Annotated in this window: 16 protein-coding genes; 5 read left to right on the forward strand and 11 right to left on the reverse strand. The window is 40.0% G+C overall.

Going from position 1 to position 19,671, the window contains the following annotated elements:
- Positions 1-2: 2 nt before the first annotated feature.
- From HYQ40_06880 to HYQ40_06915, 8 genes are all read right to left on the reverse strand, one after another.
- Positions 3-749, reverse strand: a complete 747-nt coding sequence (locus tag HYQ40_06880) for a threonine/serine exporter family protein (protein ID MBZ6527500.1) — start codon at positions 747-749, stop codon at positions 3-5.
- Between the two features lie 414 nt (positions 750-1,163).
- Complete coding sequence (locus HYQ40_06885) at positions 1,164-2,525, reverse strand: hypothetical protein (protein ID MBZ6527501.1); 1,362 nt, start codon at positions 2,523-2,525, stop codon at positions 1,164-1,166.
- Positions 2,522-3,415, reverse strand: coding sequence for an NADP-dependent phosphogluconate dehydrogenase (locus HYQ40_06890; GenBank protein ID MBZ6527502.1), 894 nt, complete (start codon positions 3,413-3,415; stop codon positions 2,522-2,524). Before HYQ40_06890 ends, HYQ40_06885 begins: the two co-directional genes overlap by 4 nt.
- Positions 3,416-3,425: 10 nt before the next feature.
- Positions 3,426-4,751 carry a 6-phospho-alpha-glucosidase gene (locus HYQ40_06895; protein MBZ6527503.1) on the reverse strand — a complete coding sequence of 442 codons (1,326 nt, stop codon included), beginning with the start codon at positions 4,749-4,751 and terminating at the stop codon, positions 3,426-3,428.
- A 26-nt stretch (positions 4,752-4,777) separates the two neighbouring features.
- Entirely contained in the window at positions 4,778-6,373 is a 1,596-nt protein-coding gene (locus HYQ40_06900) for a PTS transporter subunit EIIC (GenBank protein MBZ6527504.1), read from the reverse strand.
- Between the two features lie 134 nt (positions 6,374-6,507).
- A complete protein-coding gene (locus HYQ40_06905; GenBank protein MBZ6527505.1) occupies positions 6,508-7,239 on the reverse strand; it encodes a MurR/RpiR family transcriptional regulator in 732 nt (243 codons plus the stop codon).
- A gap of 606 nt (positions 7,240-7,845) precedes the next feature.
- Complete coding sequence (locus HYQ40_06910; GenBank protein ID MBZ6527506.1) at positions 7,846-9,690, reverse strand: heavy metal translocating P-type ATPase; 1,845 nt, start codon at positions 9,688-9,690, stop codon at positions 7,846-7,848.
- Positions 9,691-9,794: 104 nt separating this feature from the next.
- On the reverse strand, positions 9,795-10,412 hold the full coding sequence (locus HYQ40_06915; GenBank protein ID MBZ6527507.1) for a Crp/Fnr family transcriptional regulator: 618 nt from the start codon (positions 10,410-10,412) through the stop codon (positions 9,795-9,797).
- Positions 10,413-10,657: 245 nt separating this feature from the next.
- Here HYQ40_06915 and HYQ40_06920 point away from each other — a divergent pair, with 245 nt between their 5' ends.
- The 3 genes from HYQ40_06920 (at position 10,658) to HYQ40_06930 (ending at position 13,194) form a co-directional block, all read left to right on the forward strand.
- Positions 10,658-12,559 carry a heavy metal translocating P-type ATPase gene (locus HYQ40_06920; GenBank protein MBZ6527508.1) on the forward strand — a complete coding sequence of 634 codons (1,902 nt, stop codon included), beginning with the start codon at positions 10,658-10,660 and terminating at the stop codon, positions 12,557-12,559.
- A gap of 16 nt (positions 12,560-12,575) precedes the next feature.
- On the forward strand, positions 12,576-12,869 hold the full coding sequence (locus HYQ40_06925) for an iron-sulfur cluster repair di-iron protein, ric (GenBank protein ID MBZ6527509.1): 294 nt from the start codon (positions 12,576-12,578) through the stop codon (positions 12,867-12,869).
- Positions 12,870-12,960: 91 nt separating this feature from the next.
- Positions 12,961-13,194: a cation transporter gene (locus tag HYQ40_06930; protein ID MBZ6527510.1), complete on the forward strand. Its 234-nt coding sequence runs from the start codon at positions 12,961-12,963 to the stop codon at positions 13,192-13,194.
- A 24-nt stretch (positions 13,195-13,218) separates the two neighbouring features.
- Here HYQ40_06930 and HYQ40_06935 read toward each other — a convergent pair whose 3' ends face one another.
- Positions 13,219-13,662: a hypothetical protein gene (locus tag HYQ40_06935; GenBank protein ID MBZ6527511.1), complete on the reverse strand. Its 444-nt coding sequence runs from the start codon at positions 13,660-13,662 to the stop codon at positions 13,219-13,221.
- 42 nt (positions 13,663-13,704) lie between these two features.
- Positions 13,705-17,448, reverse strand: coding sequence for a pullulanase (locus tag HYQ40_06940; protein MBZ6527512.1), 3,744 nt, complete (start codon positions 17,446-17,448; stop codon positions 13,705-13,707).
- Positions 17,449-17,707: 259 nt separating this feature from the next.
- Here HYQ40_06940 and HYQ40_06945 point away from each other — a divergent pair, with 259 nt between their 5' ends.
- Together HYQ40_06945 and HYQ40_06950 are read left to right on the forward strand one after the other, a co-directional pair.
- On the forward strand, positions 17,708-18,061 hold the full coding sequence (locus HYQ40_06945) for a hypothetical protein (protein ID MBZ6527513.1): 354 nt from the start codon (positions 17,708-17,710) through the stop codon (positions 18,059-18,061).
- Between the two features lie 108 nt (positions 18,062-18,169).
- Complete coding sequence (locus HYQ40_06950; GenBank protein ID MBZ6527514.1) at positions 18,170-18,382, forward strand: hypothetical protein; 213 nt, start codon at positions 18,170-18,172, stop codon at positions 18,380-18,382.
- 199 nt (positions 18,383-18,581) lie between these two features.
- Here HYQ40_06950 and HYQ40_06955 read toward each other — a convergent pair whose 3' ends face one another.
- A complete protein-coding gene (locus HYQ40_06955; protein ID MBZ6527515.1) occupies positions 18,582-19,589 on the reverse strand; it encodes a hypothetical protein in 1,008 nt (335 codons plus the stop codon).
- Positions 19,590-19,671: the final 82 nt, after the last annotated feature.

Below are 19,671 nucleotides of genomic sequence, written 5' to 3' on the forward strand. Positions count from 1 at the left end.
CCTTAAGAAAACCATTGTAAAGTCATCGCAATCCCAATCCCAATCACAGCAGAGATTAGAAGTGCTTCTACCGTTCGAACAATTCCCGTTAGTAAATGCCCTTCAAACAAATCTCGCATTCCTGACGTAATCGCCAGCCCAGGAACTAATGGCATAATACAGCCGATGATTAAACTATCCAGATTAGCCACAAAACCCATCCGATAGCATATTACTGAAGCGAGTGAAATCATAAACGACGCAATCAAGTCGTTTATAAACTTCATCTCCGTTCGCACATAGATACGATTCGAGGTAAAATAACCTAATGATCCGATAATAAAAGCAGTCAGCACATCACTATATGTTCCACCTAATAAAAGCATCAGTGAAAAACTCGCTAATCCAGCCGCTAACATCCGGTAATATTTATTGAATTCTGGTGTCTGCAAATCCACTGATTGCAACGCTTTATAAAGATATATCAAAGAAATTTTACCCTCAGCATATTCTCTGGAGTAGCGGTTGGTCGCATCAATTTTTTCTAAATTAATCGACCGGTTTCGAGCTTGAGTCATTTGAGACGTCGACTCATCATTAATACTCATAAAGATCCCAGTCGCAGTCACGTAACTTTCTGTGTCGAATTTCTTACTATTTTGTGCAATTCGCTGCATCGTATCCTCAACTCGGTACGCTTCCGAACCAGATTCCATCATAATCCGCCCCGCCAACAACGTCGTTTTAAGCAGTAAATTTTTATTATCCATCAAAATCACCTCTTTCTAACAAGCATAACATAAAATAAGTTCCATGCATGATAACAAAGTTTAAGATATATTGCCAGAGGTAGCGGCCACTATTTACATTCATAGTGGCCGCTATCGGCAGTACCGGACTCTATTTACAGTCATAGTGGCCGCTATTGGCATTACCGGACTCTATTTACAGTTATAGTGGCCGCTAACAGCAGTAGCAGACTCTATTTACATTCATAGTGGCCGCTAACAGCAGTAGCAGACTCTATTTACATTCATAGTGGCCGCTATTGGCATTACCAGACTCTACTTACATTCATAGTGGCCGCTAACGGCATTACCGGACTCTATTTAAAAAAATAGTGGCCGCTATTCAATTTTTCGCAGCAAAAAACCATGTCCGTTCAACGAACATGGTTCTCCTCTTTAATTAACTTTAACGACTACTAAATATTTCTCATATAAATCACTATAATCAACTGAATCATTCGGCTTCACAATCTCATACTCATTCTCGAACGTAATGCCTTTAACCACAGCAATACTTCCAAGTGTTTCCGCATTTTCAACGACAGGAATGTATAGCGTGTAGCCTAGCACATCCGCAATTAATTGCGAAACAGCAGTCATCTCGGTCACGCCACCAACGAGACCAATCGATTCAAACTCAACCAATTCCTCAAGTAGTTCAACATTATGCTTGATGTTGAATACCATCCCAAGAATCACCGAGAATAATACGGACTCGCGCGTACTCACACGCGTTAAATCATAGAGTTTTCCTGTCGCAAACTCATTCCAAATCGGCGCGCGCTCTCCATTTAGATAGGGAACAAATACGGATTCAGTCGGTGGCCTAAGTCTCGCAACATCGTTCAATTCCTCGAATGTACTGTTAAACACACGGTTTGTCCATGACAAGACATCTGCTCCATTATTACTAGGCAAACCGATTAAATAATGCTCTGAGTCAATCGCATAAGAAAAATTCTGATACGCGTTATTTAATTGAGGCTTCTTGTGAACAACTCGCACTGCGTGGCTGGTCCCGATGGACAAGACTGCTGAGTTAGGTAAATCACCGAATACATAATTCGATGAAATCCCATCTGATGTCCCTATAGATACAGTGGTCTCAACATCTAAAAGTGAAGTCAAGGCTGGTACATTATAATTTACTGCTTCAATGCGTGGGAGTTGTCCTACTGCCAACCCAATAGCATCAAGCGACTCTTTATCCCAAGTTAATGTATCTAAATTCAATAATCCACTACTTGACGCATTACTTAAATCAACCACCCACTCCCCTGTTAATCGATAGAATAGGACATCTTTCAACGAGCCAACTAAGGTATCTTCTTCAAGTAAAGCACGTAAATCCATAAGCTTGAAGTAAGGATTCATACTATGATTGGGCGTTCCCGTTCGTTCATATTGGTCTTCCAATTGTTTCGCTGTCATGCCCTGTAATGCCTTCGCGCCACGTTTGTCAGCCCAAGCAATCATCGAACCAACTAAAGAAAAGTCTTTTTCCATTAGTTGAACGCTATGCATTGCTGTTGTAAGAATGATTTCCAATTGGATCACTTGATGACGTTTAATTAATATGTTTAAACCATCTAGAATATGTTCCCAAATCTCATCTAAATTCATTTCAAATATGTCATCCGTACTATAAATCTTTAAGTGCGGGTATTTGACCGTATCAATCACTTCGTGAGCTTCATTAAACAAGTTTATCTTTATATTCGTTGTTCCTACATCGATACTTGCTATATGATTCATCAATATTCTTTGTGTCCTCCAAAGTTATAGCGCATTGCGGATATAACTTGATTTGAGAAAGCTACATCGCGCAGTGATGCATTTCGCTTCATTAATGAAAGTGAAATGACAGGTGTAGGAACTTCTTCCTGCAAGGCTTCACTAATCATCCATTTTGCTTCTCCCGATGCATGAACTTTATGTCCAAATTGACTCAACTCACTATCCCCAACCAATTCTTCATGAATATTTGACAACAGCGCGGATTCAATGATCGAGCCATGGCTCCAATTACGCGTCACTTTACTCAAGTCAAATTCAAATTGGCCTTGTACTTTCAATAACTCTAACCCTTCAGCAATAGCTTGCATCATCCCGTATTCAATCCCGTTGTGAACCATCTTCAAGTAATGTCCACTACCTGGTTGAGGATAAAAATCAAAACCATCTGGCACACAAAGCGATTCCAACAATGCAAGCAAGGCTTCATCAGTATCAGCCGGTCCACCTAACATCATACATGCTCCATACATTGCCCCTTCAACCCCACCTGATAAGCCACAATCATAGTATTTAATACCTAAATCACGCAGTGCTTCAAAATTTTCAATCGAATCTTTATAGAATGAATTTGAAAAATCAATAATCATATCATCTTTTTTCAAAAGTCTTGAAAGTTCATGAATCGTTGCTTTAGTTGGCTCACCTGATGGTAGAACTAGAAACACGAGATTTTTCGTATCTTGAAACAAGCTTAACTCATCAATACTACTCAAATAATTTAAACGTTTATCTGAATAATCATCAGAAATTAACGGATTCATATCGAATCCGTTAATGGTCTGACCTTGCTTATTCAATTGCTTTGCGAGCGATAAGCCCATCTTTCCTAATCCAATTATTGTAATTTCCATAAAAACCACCTTAGTTTAATTCTGGCCAGAAATCTCCATTGGCAACAATTAAATCATCTAATACTTCACGTGCTTTTGTTGCACTTGGAATTGTTCTAGATAATGTATAAGCTTGCCAAACTTTTTGATAGCTACCTTCAATAAAGCCTTCTACTAATAATTTCTCAGAGGATACTTGTTGGAACATTAACGCTTGTTCGAACATTGGTATCTTTCCTTGTGCTAAAGGTTCTGGTCCTTTTGATCCGATAATACATGGAACTTCAACCATCGCATCATCTGGGAAGTTCGCAATCGCCCCATTATTTTCTACAATCATGATCATTCGTTCATGTGTATTAAACGCAATAGCTCGTGCTAAGTCTACTATAAATGACGCATGACTATCAATATGGAAACCATTCTCTTTAGCAGTCCCCGCCGCAATAATCCCCTTGGCAGTATCGAATACATCTTTCTCACGGCCTGCCATGACTTCATTAGCCCGAGTGAAATCTGGATCAGAATGTTCTACCATTTCGTCTGGGAATAAGTAATATTGTAAGTAAGTGTTTGGTAAAAAGCGCGGTTCGACAGCGAATAAATCTCTCGCTTTCTTATGTGTGTCTTGCCAGCTTGGATCCGTATGTTGCGTATCAATCTCTACTTGGTTCAAGTAACCATTTTCTTTTACATAGGCTTTAACTTGTTCAGTATAGTCTGTTCCGTCTTTTCCACGGATTGACGTCCACCAACCAAAGTGATTTAAACCAAAGTAATCCACTTCTAATTCATCCGGTGTCATACCTAAGATTTGAGACATACGACGTAACGTACCAACTGGCATATCACAGATATTTAATACTTTAGATTCTGGTTTTAAGACGCGACAAGCTTCTGCGACGATTGATGCTGGGTTTGAATAGTTTAGCATCCAGCAATCTGGAGCATAATCTTCCATTAAGTCTATTAACTCAATCATTCCCCCAATACTACGCATACCGTAAGCCATACCACCGGGTCCACATGTTTCTTGTCCAATTAGATCATGTTTTAATGGAATCTTTTCATCTTGTTCACGCATTGCATACTTTCCAACACGTATGTGTGCCATACAAAAATCCATTCCTGTGAAGGCTTTCTCTGGATCTGTAGTATAAGCGAACTCGATTTCTGGCGCTTCTTCTTTTAACATGATTTCAATCGCTTCACCTAAAATCGCCTGACGCGCTTCATCATTATCATAAAGGTATAGTCTTTCTAATGGAAACCTTTCAATATTTTCAAGTAACATCTTAACAATACCTGGCGTAAACGTACTTCCGCCTCCTGCAATAACAACTGAGAATTTTTTCATAATTTAATGACGTCCTTTCCTAATGACTAATCTTCTGAACTGAAGCCTAATACTTCATCGACTGATTTTCTAATTGATCCAACTTGAACCCCGTATACCACTTGGACATTGTTCCCTTTGACAACAACACCACTCGCTTGAGTTTCGTTCTTTAAGCCCGCTTGATCAACAAGTTCGGGATCTTTTAATACGGTTCTAAGTCTTGAATAACAATTTGTAACGGATTCGATATTGTCGGCTCCACCTAACAACTCAACCACAGTCACTCCGATGCTTCCACGTTCTTTAGCCGCAACGTCAACATCATCTTCATGGCTAAGGTTTGCTTTTTTATCTAAGTAATCTTTTTTCGAATATAATTTTGTGTCTGCTCCGTCTGTCTCGCGTCCGATTGTTTTCAAGTCCATGACTTTAATTAAAAGTCTAAAGACCACAAAGTAGATAACGAAGAACACGAGTCCTACAAGAATGTACATTGGCCAACCCGTTTTTTCGATCCCTAAAGGCACATTCATTAATAGAAAATCAATGAAACCATTAGGACCAATTGAGCGAACATTGAATATGTTCAATACAACCATACTTAAACCACTTAAAGCCGCATGCACAACATATAAAATGGGTGCGATGAACATGAATGAAAATTCAATCGGCTCAGTAACTCCAGCGATAAATGAAGTAAAGGCTGCCGGAATAAGAATAGCTTTCGCACGTTGTTTCTTATCTGGATCTGCAGTAACGTACATTGCTAAACACGCTCCGATTAGACCAAACATCTTCGAAATACCACGCGCATCCCAGATAACACTTTCAGATAATTGACGAATTGACGGTTCAACCATCTCCGCGTAATAAATATTACGAGACCCTTCGAATACCGCTTCTCCAATAACTTCCGTCCCACCAAGTGATGAATACAAGAATGGTGTATAAACTAAGTGATGTAGACCTGTTGGTATAAGTAATCTCTCCAGCGCTCCATATACGAACAAACCAAAGTTCCCGGCATGTTGAATCCAACCACCTAGTGAATTGATACCACTTTGGAAGAATGGCCAGATATAAGTCATCACTATCGCAAAAATAACAACAACTGGAATTAAGATAATAAATGCAAAACGTGTTCCACCATAAATATTAAAGGCGTTATTAAATTCAATATCTGCATATTTATTGAATACATATGCAATGATAACTCCAAGTAAAATTCCGGCGAATACACCCATATCTAAAACTTGAACACCTAGAACAACACTTTGTCCAGTTCCTCTTAACGCTTCAGGATCAGCTAACGTGCCATTTAATTCCATGAATTTATTCATTGCATTAATAAAAACAAGGAAAGCTAACATAGCTGTGAAACCAGCTTCACCTTTTTTCTTGTCAGCTAAACCAACCGCAATTCCGACACAGAATATAATACCTAAGTTTTGTAATATTGTTACAAGTGAACCTGATATAATTGTTCCAAAACCGACTGTATACGGATTATCTAAAAATGGCACCACCTCTAGTAAATTTGGATTCGTAAATATATTTCCAATCGCAATTAGTAAACCAGCAATCGGTAGAATTAACACTGGAATAAACATGGCTTTCGAGAATTTTTGCATGACATCCATAATACTTTGTCCATTGTTCATACATGAACCTCCTTTTGTTTTGTAAATATACTCTAACATCAAAACGCTTTCATGAACATAGGTAGGGGCTTCTTAGAAATTTTTTCCAAAAAAAAGAAAAGTTTTTCTATAATCTAGAAAGACTTTTCAATAAGATACTCTAAATAGAGTAATAACATCGAATAAAATTGTGTGGAATTAATATTATTTCGATCTAAAAACTGATTATCATCAATCGTAAAAGCAATATCCGATAGTTTTGCGAGTGAATTATCATTCGAATGTGTAAATGAAATAACACCTAAACCTTTTTCTTTTGCAATTTCTGCCTTACTATTCACGAGCTCCGTTTCTCCACTTTTGGAAATACAAATAATATCTGAGATTCGATGCACATTATTTAGAAATAATGCATTGGTATCGGCCCCATTAGAGTAATAAACCAACTCACCTTGGCCTAATATTTTCTTATATAAGTACTCTCCGATAATTCCTGAATAGCCTGTTCCAATAATGTAAAGTGAGCGGTCATCTTTTTTTGTCCGCTCGATAAAGGCTAGTAAATTCACTTCATTTTGTATAAATATTTTCTGAATACTCATCGATAAGTTACCAACATAAGCATCAACTTCGCCGTCATCTGTCTTGGTTTGCTGACGACTCAAGTGATAAATCATATCTGTAAACCCATCGAATCCGAGTTTCTTAGCTAATCTAAAAATTGTCGACTTCGAAGTAAACGTCTCATCCGCTAACTTTTGAATCGTCATGTCTTTTAACAAAGTCTGATTATTATCGATATACTTAAGCACAGTATTTTCAATATCAGTAAACATTTTGTTCGTTGTATAATAATTATCTTTCATTGTGACACCCTTTCTACAATGAAATAGTTTGTGTTTCCGTTCAATTCAATCGTCTTTATTATACATCTAATTAGTGAACGTGCCAAAAGTTAAATTTAATATTAATTAGTAGACACTATTTACATTCATAGTGGCCGCTAACAGCATTACCGGACTCTATTTACATTCATAGTGGCCGCTATCCGTATTACCGGACTCTATTTACATTCATAGTGGCCGCTAACAGCATTACCGGACTCTATTTACATTCATAGTGGCCGCTAACAGCATTAGCAGACTCTATTTACATTCATAGTGGCCGCTAACGGCAGTACCGGACTCTATTTACATTCATAGTGGCCGCTATTCGCATTACCGGACTCTATTTACATTCATAGTGGCCGCTATTCGCATTACCGGACTCTATTTACATTCATAGTGGCCGCTAACGGCATTACCGGACTCTATTTACATTCATAGTGGCCGCTATTCACATTACCGGACTCTATTTACATTCATAGTGGCCGCTATTCACATTTCCTCGTTTTATTCAATTTTATTAGGTGAGTTAGGCATAAATACCTATTAAAAAACCACAGCCATCCGACTGTGGTCTACTCTCTTCTCCTATCTAACTTCATCAAGATCTTTCTCCGCCAATAAACGCAGGCCATTAAGAATCACTAAGATGGTTGATCCTTCATGGAAGACGACGCCCATTGGTAAATCAAGCCATCCAATAATATTCAAAAAGACTAAGATAACAATAACTGAAACTGAGAAGGCTATATTTTGTTTAATAATCCGATTTAATTTCTCACTCAGTTGGTAACTATAGAATAACTTGGCTAGATTATTTTTCACAATAACAACATCAGCTGATTCCATAGCAACGGATGATCCAGAACCCATCGCAATTCCAATATCAGCACTTGCTAGAGCGGGCGCATCATTAATCCCATCGCCAATCACACCGACAACATGTCCGGCAGCTTGCTCTGTTTGAACATAGTTAATCTTGTCTTCAGGTAAGCAAGAGGCTTGATAAATCTCAATCCCTACTTCATTAGACACCAACTTCGCCACCTCTGCATTATCTCCGGTAATGAGTTGAACATCGACGTCTTGGTTTTGAAAACTTTGAACCGCATATTTTGCCTCCTCGCGAACTTGGTCAGCTAAGAAAAAGTATCCAATCAATTCGTTCGCTTGACCTATAAAAATCACGGTATAACCTTTTGTTTCAAGGTTTTTAAATGCCTGCGGATCATTATATTGTTCAAAATAAGACGGCTTCCCGACAATAATATCGCCTTTACGCATTCCGACTGCAATGATTTCTTCAACACTTTCGGTTTGATCAACAGACTTTAAACTCAATTCACTAAAGGAAGAACTGATTGCTTCAGCGATCGGGTGACTGGAAGTTTGTTCCATAAAAACAACTTCTTTCAAAACGTCCTCTGACACTTGAAAATCTACCACTTTGAATTCACCGACAGTTAGCGTCCCCGTTTTATCAGAAAGCAGGACATCCATCGTACTCAATGCTTCCATAGCTGCCCCACCTTTGAACAGAATCCCATTCTTAGCTCCATTACTAATGGCAGACAAGGTAGCTGGCGTCGCCGATGCGACTAGAGCACAAGGGCTCGCAACGGTTAATAAAACCATCCCACGATAAAATGCCTCTTGAAAACTCATTGAAGTTATAAACATTAATGCAATAATAAATAGAGGCACGGCAGTCAAGACACCTATCACATATTTTGCTTCAAGGCGGTCAATGACTCGCGAAATCTGAGAAGGACGGCTTTGGGCTTCTTCTACCATCCGGACAATATTCGAGAAAACAGTTTCTTGACTGGTTTTATTGACTGTTAGATAGAAAGAATTACCTTCATTAATTGTCCCAGCAAAAACCTCGTCGTCTTTATTTTTTTCAACGGGAAGCGACTCACCTGTGAGTGCGGCTTCGTTGACAAGCGTTGTCCGGTCAAGAATTCCATCAATCGGCACTTGATCCCCTTTGGCTACCACAACAACTTGACCGACCGTCAATTCTGACGTGGCTACTTCTACGACGTCACCGTTTTCTTTTAATAAATGGGCTGTATCAGGTACTTGTCCCATGAGCTCTTCGATGGCTTTGGTTGATTTATTCATCGCAAAGTCTTCTAAAACTTCAGCCCCAGCGAAGATGAATAGTAACATCGCACCTTCTGATTCGTAGCCGATAAGCATGGCACCCACAGCTGCCATGACCATTAACAAATCGACATTGGGCGAGCGCTCTCTCAACGTTTCGATAATCGCATCCTTAGTCGCAAAGAAGCCTAGGAAAAAAATCGCGATATAGAAGAATGTGCGACTTAGGAAAAGATTAGCGAATGAAATAAACCCCAGAAGTAAAAACACCGTCCCAATCATCAGAAACTGGCCTTCACGGTGTTTTAACATGTAATTAACCATTATCATCCCATCCTTTTAGTTATATATATTTTTTATACCTTAATGATATTATACACCAAACTACCCCCTATTCCATGGGAATAAGGGGTAATGTTCTATAATTTTTACGACTCGCTGTAGAGTAATAAGTCGTCTAAATCATATATTTTTATTTTTTTGGGGGTCATTTGTTGAATCAAACCTGCTTCTTCAAGTTCCTTAAATTTTCGACTGATGGTTTCAGGCGTTGTTCCTAAGTATGAAGCAATATCTTTTCGCGTCATCTCTAGGTCAATCACTTGTTCAGGATCTTGTCCCGCAACATTTTCAGCTAAAAACATCGTCAGTCGGGTACCCACTTGGTCTTCGGCCACTTTAGCTGTTTGTCTTTCAGAACTTTCAAGTCTTTGTGACATTTCTACGAGCAATTTCATCGTAATGGTTGGATAGTCTGTTAAGAACGCTTGGATGTCGTCTTGGTGAATCGTACAAACAACAGTATCTTGGGTTGCTTGTGCATAGGCTTCGTGGACGCCGCCTGGGTTAAAGATAGTCCACTCTCCCATAAAATCACCGGGGTGCAGAATCCGAATCAGTTGTTCTTTTCCTGAATCCGATAATAGAAAGATTCGGACTTTACCTCTATTGACTATATATAATGTATCATCTTTTTCTTGCGCTCGGAATAAGTAATCACTTCGTTTAAACTCTTTTGTCGTCGCTCGCTCCGCTATTTTATCCATAGCCTCACCTTCTAAATGATTAAAAATCGGCACTAGGCGAATACAGGCTGCATGGTTTCCTGGTTCATGATGGTGATGATGATGTTGACTCATAAATTAATTCCTCCTATATATACTCTTTTCTTTATAGATAGTATACCACCAAATTCTTTTTGAAATCTTGACGTTGGTCAATTCTTAATAATGCCACTCCCTCTATACTAGTATTTGTAAAGCAAACAAATATTACTTGGAGGTAAATAAACATGCAAAGATATATTTTGAGTCAGAAAAAGATGATCACTTTGTTAAGTGGGATATTCATTGCGATTGGTTTCTTTAGTCACTTTGTCTTGAATAATGTGATGTTATTCAATGTTACTTTCATTATTGCTTCGATTCTTGGTGTTCTACCGATTGCTATACAGGCCTATCAAGCCTTGAAGGTAAAAGTCGTTAGTATTGATGTGCTCGTTACGATTGCAGTTGTTGGAGCTTTCTTAATCCAAAATTTTGAAGAGTCAGCGATTGTAACTTTTCTATTCCTATTCGGATCATATCTAGAACAAAGAACTTTAAATCAAACGCGTTCTGCAATTAAAGAATTAACAAATATGGCGCCAGAGAGTGCGTTACTTTTAACAGACAGCGGCGAGTTTGAGATGGTTGATGTGGATGAAGTCGATGAAGGCGACACTCTACTCGTTAAGACTGGAGCAAAAATTCCCGTTGATGGGACCGTATTAAGTGGAGAAGGACATATTAATGAAGCAAGTATTACTGGTGAAGCTGTTCCTGTTACAAAACAACTGGATTCAGAAGTCTTTGCCGGAACGATTTTAGAAAATGGGACACTACAAATCCGCGCAGATAAAGTTGGAGAAGATACAACTTTCGGTAAAATTATCGAACTGGTGGAAGAAGCCCAAGACTCTAAGTCTGAAGCTGAGCGCTTTATTGACCGCTTCTCAAAATACTACACACCCATTGTATTACTCCTGGCGTTTGTCGTTTGGATTTTCTCACAAAATGTTGAACTAGCCATCACGATTCTAGTGCTTGGTTGTCCAGGTGCCTTAGTCATCGGTGTACCTGTGTCAAACGTTGCTGGTATCGGGAACGGTGCACGTAACGGAATTTTACTCAAAGGGAGTGAAGTTATTCACGACTTTAGTCGCGTTGATACAATTGTCTTTGATAAAACGGGAACACTAACGATTGGAAACCCAGAAGTAGCTGAACAAATAAGCTACGCAGATGACGATAATTTAACCCTGAGTTACTTAGCAAGTGTTGAGAACGAATCAGATCATCCGCTAGCTAAAGCGATTTTAAATGATATTGGCTCAGTGTCATTCCTACCTGTTGACCAAACTGACGTTGTTAAAGGTGGCGGGATTGTCGCTCACATAGACCAAAAACGTGTCGCAGTCGGAAACCCAGCTTTAATGGTGAAACAACAGATTACTTTAACTGACAAGATGCAAGCAGATATTAATCGTCTTGAGAGAAATGGGAATTCAATTGTGATTACAGCTGTTGATGGCGTTGTGAAATATATCATGGGAATTCGTGACCAAATCCGTCCCGGCGTCAAACAAGATCTACAAAAACTCAAAGACTTCGGCGTAAAAAACTTAGTGATGTTATCTGGTGACAACCAAGGTACCGTTGATTTAGTAGCGAAACAACTTGGTTTAACTCAAGCACACGGTCATATGTTACCTGAAGATAAATCAGCCTTTATCAAGAAGCTACAAGAACAAGGTCAAATCGTTGCTTTCGTCGGAGATGGTGTCAACGATAGCCCGTCACTTGCCTTAGCTAATATCGGAATTGCTATGGGAAGTGGAACAGACGTTGCGATTGAAACTTCGGATGTTGTCCTAATGAACTCTGACTTCAGCCGCCTGCCACACGCTTTAGGTTTAACACGTGCAACTGCTCGTAATATGAAGCAAAATATTATCATCGCTATTGGCGTCGTTGCCGTCCTAGTCACAAGTCTATTCTTGAGTGACTGGATGAATATGTCAATTGGAATGTTAGTCCACGAAGCGAGTATTCTAGTCGTTATTTTCAATGGGATGCGGTTATTAAGATACAGAATTAAACAAACAACAAGCCAAGTCGTAACAAGTAAACAAATAGTTGAATCAACCAATTAAAGAAAGAGGTATAAAAATGAATACGTTCACTCAATATATCGATACACATGCAGAGAAATTAGACTTATACACAACAGCCATCACACGCGCTCATGGAAAAAATCATCCTGAAGCCTTTGATGTTCGCGACATGTACGTTGATTTAAAAGAAAAAACCGACGCTGCGAAGCCAAATCAACCGGATTTAAATTCAGAATTCACTGAACTTCGTGAAATTACAGACAACTACACAATCCCTGGGGACGTCTGCGAAACTTTTGCGGCTGTCTATAATATGTTAAAAGAAGCGAATTCAATCTATCTATCTTAAAACTTGATTGCCATCAATTACAAGTCACTCATTATTCGTTAAACTATATATATAAAGTCGAGTAACAAGCAAAAGAAAAGGAGAATATAATATGTCACAAGGAATTATTACTTTAGAAACTCTTTCATGTCCATCATGTATGCAAAAAATCGAAGGTGCCGTTAAATCATTGAACGGTGTTGATCAAGACAGCATCAAAGTTCTATTCAACTCAAGCAAAGTTAAAGTTCAGTTTGATGAAAACGTACTTGCAATTGAAGATATCGAAAAAGCAATTCAAGACATGGGTTACCCTGTTGTTAAGTCAAAAGTTAAAGTAGCTTAAGGCATAAGAAAAGCATCCGGAAAGTTAGATTCCAGATGCTTTTTTGTATGTAGTTGATTTGGGTGGTGACTTAGGCCAAACGGCGCTCCATTTGGCGTGAGTTGGGCCAACTTGCGACTTATCGCATACCCGTTTGGCGTGAGTTGGGCCAACTTGCGACTTATCGACACCCCATTCTTCCCGAGTTCGCATAACTCGAGACTTATCGACACCCCATTCTTCCCGAGTTTGAATAACTCGAGACTTATCGACACCCCATTCTTCCCGAGTTCGCATAACTCGAGACTTATCGACACCCCATTCTTCCCGAGTTCGCATAACTCGAGACTTATCGACACCCCATTCTTCCCGAGTTCGCATAACTCGAGACTTATCGACACCCCATTCTTCCCGAGTTCGGATAACTCGAGACTTATCGACACCCATTCTTCCCGAGTTCGGATAACTTTCATCATAAAAAATAACCATGCTTGTTTAACAAACATGGCTACTCTTTTTTTATTTAATTTTCTATACTTCTTCTGATTTCTTTCTTGAACTTGCGATTAGTCCTACTCCTGAAAGCACTGCTAAAGCGGCTGCTGAGAAGATTGCATATTGTTTCTCTTCACCGGTAGCTGGTAATAATCCGACACTACTTTGGTCAACGTCAGTGTTGTCGACTTGGATTGAACTTTCTTCATCTTCAACCTCTTCAGATTCTTCGCCCGTTTCACCTGAATCATCCGATCCTTCATCTGGTGTTTCAGTGTCACCTGGTTCCTCTGAACCTTCTTCGCCTTCTGATTCTCCCGGTTCACTTGGCGTTTCTGGTGTGTCTGGCGTTTCCGTTTCTCCCGGTACACCAGGTGTTTCGCTGTCATCTCCGCTTTCAACCGGTCCTCCATCTGCAGCGTAACGAATAATTGTGGCAGTTAATGGTGAAAGTGTAATTGATCCATCACCTAACACGACACCTTCTGGATTAAGAATCGCGTCTGTTCCAGCACGAAGCGCATCAACTATCACCTCTCCAGTTCCAATCACTTCAAAACCATCTGGGAAAGTAAACTCACGGTCTGTCTCGTCTGAGTTAATAAAGACAGCATAACGATTTCCATCTGAATCCGTCACTTCATAAGCAACTACTAAGTCGGTTTCTCCCATTTCAGGTGATGCAATAAAGCGAACATTTTCCTCCACTTTTTCTTGCGTCCCCCAGCGGAATCCATCGACTGAACGGCGTAAGTGAATCAAGCCTTTTGTATATTGTTGCGTTTGTGTATGAATTGGATACATTTCCTCATTCAAGGCCATGTTCCAATCAAATTTATTCACAGCATCCGTCGCATCATACGAATCATGGACAAAATACGGATACTCAAATGGATCTCCATTTTCATCTACAAGGTAGGTTGTCTTGTATGGCGCCTCATCGACCGTCGTTATATAATCTTCGTGACGGAATTGCTTGGTTCTACCAAACTCTTGCCCTGAATGGATAAACGGTGTGCCTTGAGATGTTAAAATCATCAAGTTACCTAAACGGATTCTTTGGTGAATCTCTTCGGCAAATTTGGCAGGATCTTTCTTAATCGATTGCGCAATCACATCGTGTAAAGTTAAATTATCGTGCGCCGCAATATACTGAATAATATCTCCTGGGTCATCCGCATTTACATTGCTTGGCAGCCCAATAATATTATTGAAAATGTCTTCCAGAACTTGCGCCCCACCTGTTAAGAACTTGGGTTGCCCTTCACTTCCGAAACCTGACTTCAGCATATTACGAATCTCATCTGAGAATACCGCTACCCCATCCGTTTGGTTCATCCACGATTGATCGGCCGGTTGTAACGGGTTGCCCTCGTCTCCAGCAAAGGTAATCCATCCTTCCCCTAACATCAATATATTTGGATTCAATTTAGCCCCTTCATCATAGGCCATTTGAATCGCTTCAGCGTCGTGGTCTCCCATCATATCAAAGCGGAACCCATCCACTTTAAATTCATCCACCCAATATTTTATCGAATCAACTAAAACCCGACGTGACATATGATGAGTTGTTCCTAAACGCCCACCACCAAAGGATTCACGTGGCGTTCCGTCTTTATCCATAAAGTGATAATAATTTGGCTCCAAATCTTCAAACAAGAAAGTTCTCGCCGTATGATTGAAGACCACATCTAAAATAACACCCATATCACGCTTATGAATCTCATTGACTAAGTTTTTAAACTCAGCGATGCGTTGTTCTGGATTCTCTGGATTTTCGGAATACATCCCCGTTAAAGCAAAGTAACTTTGCGGGTCGTAACCCCAGTTATAGTTATTTTCCGAAGCCGACCAATCTAATTCGCGCTTCCCGTTTTCAAATTCATTCGCATAGAAATAGCTCATCACCGGCAATAACTGGATGTGTGTCACACCTAGATCCTGCAAGTAATCTAAACGCTCAGCAAAAGAACTAAAGGTTCCAAATTGACTTGTTAACTCATCCGAAATACTTGGATCCGATGTAAAGTCACGAACATGCGCCTCATAAATAATCGCATCTTCACGCTTCGTATAACCAGGGATATTTGCATAATCCAACTCTGGCCCAATCGTTGATGGATCAACAATCGCTGCTTTAGCAACATGTGCACCAGGTTCTAAATTATTCCAAGCTGCCAAGGATTTCGCATAAGGATCCAATGCTAATACCGACTCGCCATCACGCGTGATTTCGTAGTGATAGTAGTAACCTTGATGGCTGCCTAACCCTGTCGCGTCTTCATCTAATAATAAATTCCACACGCCAGTATCATTTCTTGCCATATCGTATGTTCCAAGAACTTCATCTTGATTGTTCTTGTCGTATAACACAACCCGGATCGCTTCAGCTGTTGGTGCCCATAAGTTCATCTCAACGGTTCCATCTTCATACAGTTGTGAACCTAAATCACCATCATAGGCATAAAGATCGTCCATTAAACGCCATGATGAACGAACCGTTGTTGAATTCTCACCATATGAAACCGTATATTGACCAGATGTGCCACTAAAATCTCCAGATATAATAACCTGATTCGTTTCTTCATCAATCTCAATATTTTCCAGTGGAATGACATTTCCGTCACTATCTGTTAATGTAAATAGCTCCGAAGGATTTCCATCCATAATGGCACTTACAGAAGAAAGCGAAACAATAATTTGGTCTGTTGCGACCATTTCCGCATCAGTCAGTCGTTCTTCTCCAGCTGTATAAGGTGATGTGTAAACAGTCGCATCCAAATCTCTTAAGAATAATTGACTGTCTTCAGCACGGTCCGCAAAAGACATATCACCAGCCTGTTCTCCGGTTAATTTATTCACTAAGAGGAATTGAATATCACTGTCGAGTCCATTTGATAAAGCGACATCAACGTAGCGACCAAACGGCCCTTCGTTCACAAAATCAAACGCACCGTCTGGCCAACCAGCAAGATCTTCACTCGCTTCGTCAACCTCACCCCAAATCCATAAGCCCCAACCTTCGTAGTCGCCGTCTTCTCTCTCATAGTTAATGCGGATTAGACTGTCATTTTCTAAAGGTTCGTACAGATGTTGTTCATACGCTTCATCAATCCAAACTTGGTTCATATCCGAATGAGCTATCTGAACCGCTTGGTCTTCAGTCACATTGTTACCCGTCACTGTATTGATTAAGTAGTTAATAATTTGCGCGTTGTCTTTTACCGCAACATCTAAGTAATAGCCATATTCCGATTCAAGCAACTCAGATAAATTCGTCGCCCCGTTGGGCCAACCACCTAATTGATCACTCGGTGTTTCAACATCGCCCCACATCCAAAGCCCCATTGAGCTCGGGTCACCTTCAGGTAATTCATCAAAATGTAAACGGAAGTCACCTTCCGCAATTTCTGGTAAAGTAGCCATTGTGTTGAATGTAGAAGCCGTTTGAAGCTCCTGGGAAGGTGTCTCTTCGTCTAAGACGTCACTTTCTTCAGCTGGTGGCTCGGCTTCAATTATTTCCTCAGACGTTTCGTCGGGAATCGTTTCTTCTACTACTTCATCTGTCTCGGCTAATTCAACCGGTTCTTCAACAAGCTCTACGACATGCTCATCAGCAACTTCCTCAGCATGAACTTGTTGTAAGGTATTGTGGCTCACCAATAATCCTGCTGTAATAGCAACGGATACCACACCAACCTTCAAGCGCTTAATCCCAAACTTTTGAACCTTCTGCCCGCTCTTCTCCATCAACAGTTTCTTGTTACGACTACTAACCATTCATCTGCCTCCTATTTGTATTGAAATCGTTTTCTGCAAACGTTTTACTAAATTATATAGAATAATGAACATTATTACAATATATTCATACAAAAATTAGTTTAAAGAGTAAAATCAACTGCTTTTAATAGCCTTCCAACAGACTATCGATATATTTGCTTAATGCAATCGTTTGAGTATTCCTTGCTCTTAAACTTCATATCTTTGGACTTGCGAGCTGACCTGTTCTATAATTTTAAACAAGAGAAGAGGGATAAATATGAAACTAAGATTAAGTATCGACGACATTAATGGATACAAAGAAAAGTACTCGAACGCATCAGCTGCCGCTGGTTTTGCCGAAGAGCCTAAATTCATCGGTCTGCCGAAGTATTACGTCGTTATATTGGATGAAGAAAACTTAACGCTGGTTGAAATGACTCTTGGCCTCAAAGAAAAAGATGTTACCGCCATCCCCTTATCACAAGTCAATTCAGTAAAAGTATCAGGAACGATGATTAAAAAAGCTGTCATCAACACACAAGGTGGCAATTACAAACTCCAATTCAAACCACTCGCAGTAGGAAATGGGTCAGAACAAAAAGATTTATTAAACAGGCTCGATGCCTTGTAAGTTAATAATGAAAGCCCTTCAAGCTAGCAGAAGCAATGCTAGCTTGAAGGGTTTTTGGTGTGAGTTGGTAAGGATCTTGAGACCTATCGCAGGGCCGTTTGGCGTGAGTTGGGCCAACTTGCGACTTATCGCATACCCATTTGGCGTGAGTTAGGGCAACTTGAGACTTATCGCATACCCATTTGGCGTGAGTTAGGGCAACTTGAGACTTATCGCATACCCATTTGGCGTGAGTTAGGGCAACTTGAGACTTATCGCGCTCCATTTGGCGTGAGTTGGGCCAACTTGCGACTTATCGCATACCCATTTGGCGTGAGTTAGACCAACTTGCGACTTATCGCTCTCCGTTCGGCGTGAGTTCGGCAAACTTGAGACCTATCGCAGGGCCGTTTGGCGCGAGTTCAGGTAATTACAACTCTCATAAAAAAACGAGCCTAGACACTGAGTCTCTTCAGTATCCAGGCTCGTTTACCTATTTTATAACTATAACCCATTATCTCTGGTTATTTAGTTTAAACTATTATTCTACACTTGATTCTTCTGTCTCAGCAGCGTCTTCAGCTGGAGCATCAGTTGTTTCTTCTGTCGTTTCTGCTTCATCAGCTGCATCTTCAGCAGACTCTTCTGATTCTTCTTGAGCTGGGCTGTCGATAACCGTTCCTGCTAGAGCGTCGATCGTTACTTCTTCACTCATCATAGCATCTGCTTCTTCAACTTCAACTGTCCAAATTGGACCATCTTCTTGCTCTTCTTCAGATTGTAAGAAGTCCCAGAATTCAGATGTATCAGCATTTAAGTTCCAACTTACAGCTTCGCCATTTTCAACTTCTGCTAAAGCTAATTCAGTCGCTTCATCAATTGTAATGACACTATCCATATCTAATGTTGGACGTTCTTCTTCTGATGGTGTTGCTTCTTGAGTTGCAGCATCATCCATTTCAGCATCATCTGCAACTGATTCATCGGCAGGAGCTGATTCGACAACAGAGTCGTCTGATAATTCAGCTTCGCCTTCATTTTCAACGATATCCGCTTCATCAGCCACATCGCCGTCCATCATATCATCGGCAGCTGATTCGTTTGTTGCTTCATCAGCTGCATCGTCACCATCTAAGAAGCCGAATAAACCTTCGTTGAAGCCACTTTCTGTAACTTCACCGTCTTGCCATACAACTTCTAATTCAATATCTTCTTCAGCATTGAATGCATTTACCGTAATATCGTAACGTTGCTCGTCACGGTCGTATGCTACATCAATTTCTTCAATCTCTGCGTCTGGATACTCTGCCTCTAACATCGTTACAGCTTCTTCAAGACCCATTTGTACATCACTTGCTTCAACATCTGCTGCTTCTTCTTCCATAGCAGACTCTTCAGCAACTTCAGATGTTTCTTCTTCAGTTGTCTCAACGACTTCACTAGTTTCTTCTTCGCTACTTACATCCTCAGCATAGGCAAGAGGTGCAACACTTACTAATAACGAAGCACTTAAACTAACTAATAACATTTGACGTAATGATTTTTTCATAATTAATCCTCCTCAGGAATGACCTTTGAAACATTTCGTCTGACATAACCCTATTATATAAAAACGCTCTCTATATGTAAAA

It is taken from the genome of Aerococcaceae bacterium DSM 111021, assembly GCA_020112395.1.
Classification (GTDB): Bacteria; Bacillota; Bacilli; order Lactobacillales; family Aerococcaceae; genus Ruoffia.

Coding starts and splice junctions, on each gene's coding strand:
- HYQ40_06925 (MBZ6527509.1), top strand. CDS start 12,576: ATGAATACGTTCACTCAATATATCGATACACATGCAGAGAAATTAGAC.
- HYQ40_06940 (MBZ6527512.1), bottom strand. CDS start 17,448: ATGGTTAGTAGTCGTAACAAGAAACTGTTGATGGAGAAGAGCGGGCAG.
- HYQ40_06930 (MBZ6527510.1), top strand. CDS start 12,961: ATGTCACAAGGAATTATTACTTTAGAAACTCTTTCATGTCCATCATGT.
- HYQ40_06895 (MBZ6527503.1), bottom strand. CDS start 4,751: ATGAAAAAATTCTCAGTTGTTATTGCAGGAGGCGGAAGTACGTTTACG.
- HYQ40_06890 (MBZ6527502.1), bottom strand. CDS start 3,415: ATGGAAATTACAATAATTGGATTAGGAAAGATGGGCTTATCGCTCGCA.
- HYQ40_06880 (MBZ6527500.1), bottom strand. CDS start 749: ATGGATAATAAAAATTTACTGCTTAAAACGACGTTGTTGGCGGGGCGG.
- HYQ40_06905 (MBZ6527505.1), bottom strand. CDS start 7,239: ATGAAAGATAATTATTATACAACGAACAAAATGTTTACTGATATTGAA.
- HYQ40_06920 (MBZ6527508.1), top strand. CDS start 10,658: ATGCAAAGATATATTTTGAGTCAGAAAAAGATGATCACTTTGTTAAGT.
- HYQ40_06935 (MBZ6527511.1), bottom strand. CDS start 13,662: ATGGTTATTTTTTATGATGAAAGTTATCCGAACTCGGGAAGAATGGGT.
- HYQ40_06910 (MBZ6527506.1), bottom strand. CDS start 9,690: ATGGTTAATTACATGTTAAAACACCGTGAAGGCCAGTTTCTGATGATT.
- HYQ40_06900 (MBZ6527504.1), bottom strand. CDS start 6,373: ATGGATGTCATGCAAAAATTCTCGAAAGCCATGTTTATTCCAGTGTTA.
- HYQ40_06945 (MBZ6527513.1), top strand. CDS start 17,708: ATGAAACTAAGATTAAGTATCGACGACATTAATGGATACAAAGAAAAG.
- HYQ40_06955 (MBZ6527515.1), bottom strand. CDS start 19,589: ATGAAAAAATCATTACGTCAAATGTTATTAGTTAGTTTAAGTGCTTCG.
- HYQ40_06915 (MBZ6527507.1), bottom strand. CDS start 10,412: ATGGATAAAATAGCGGAGCGAGCGACGACAAAAGAGTTTAAACGAAGT.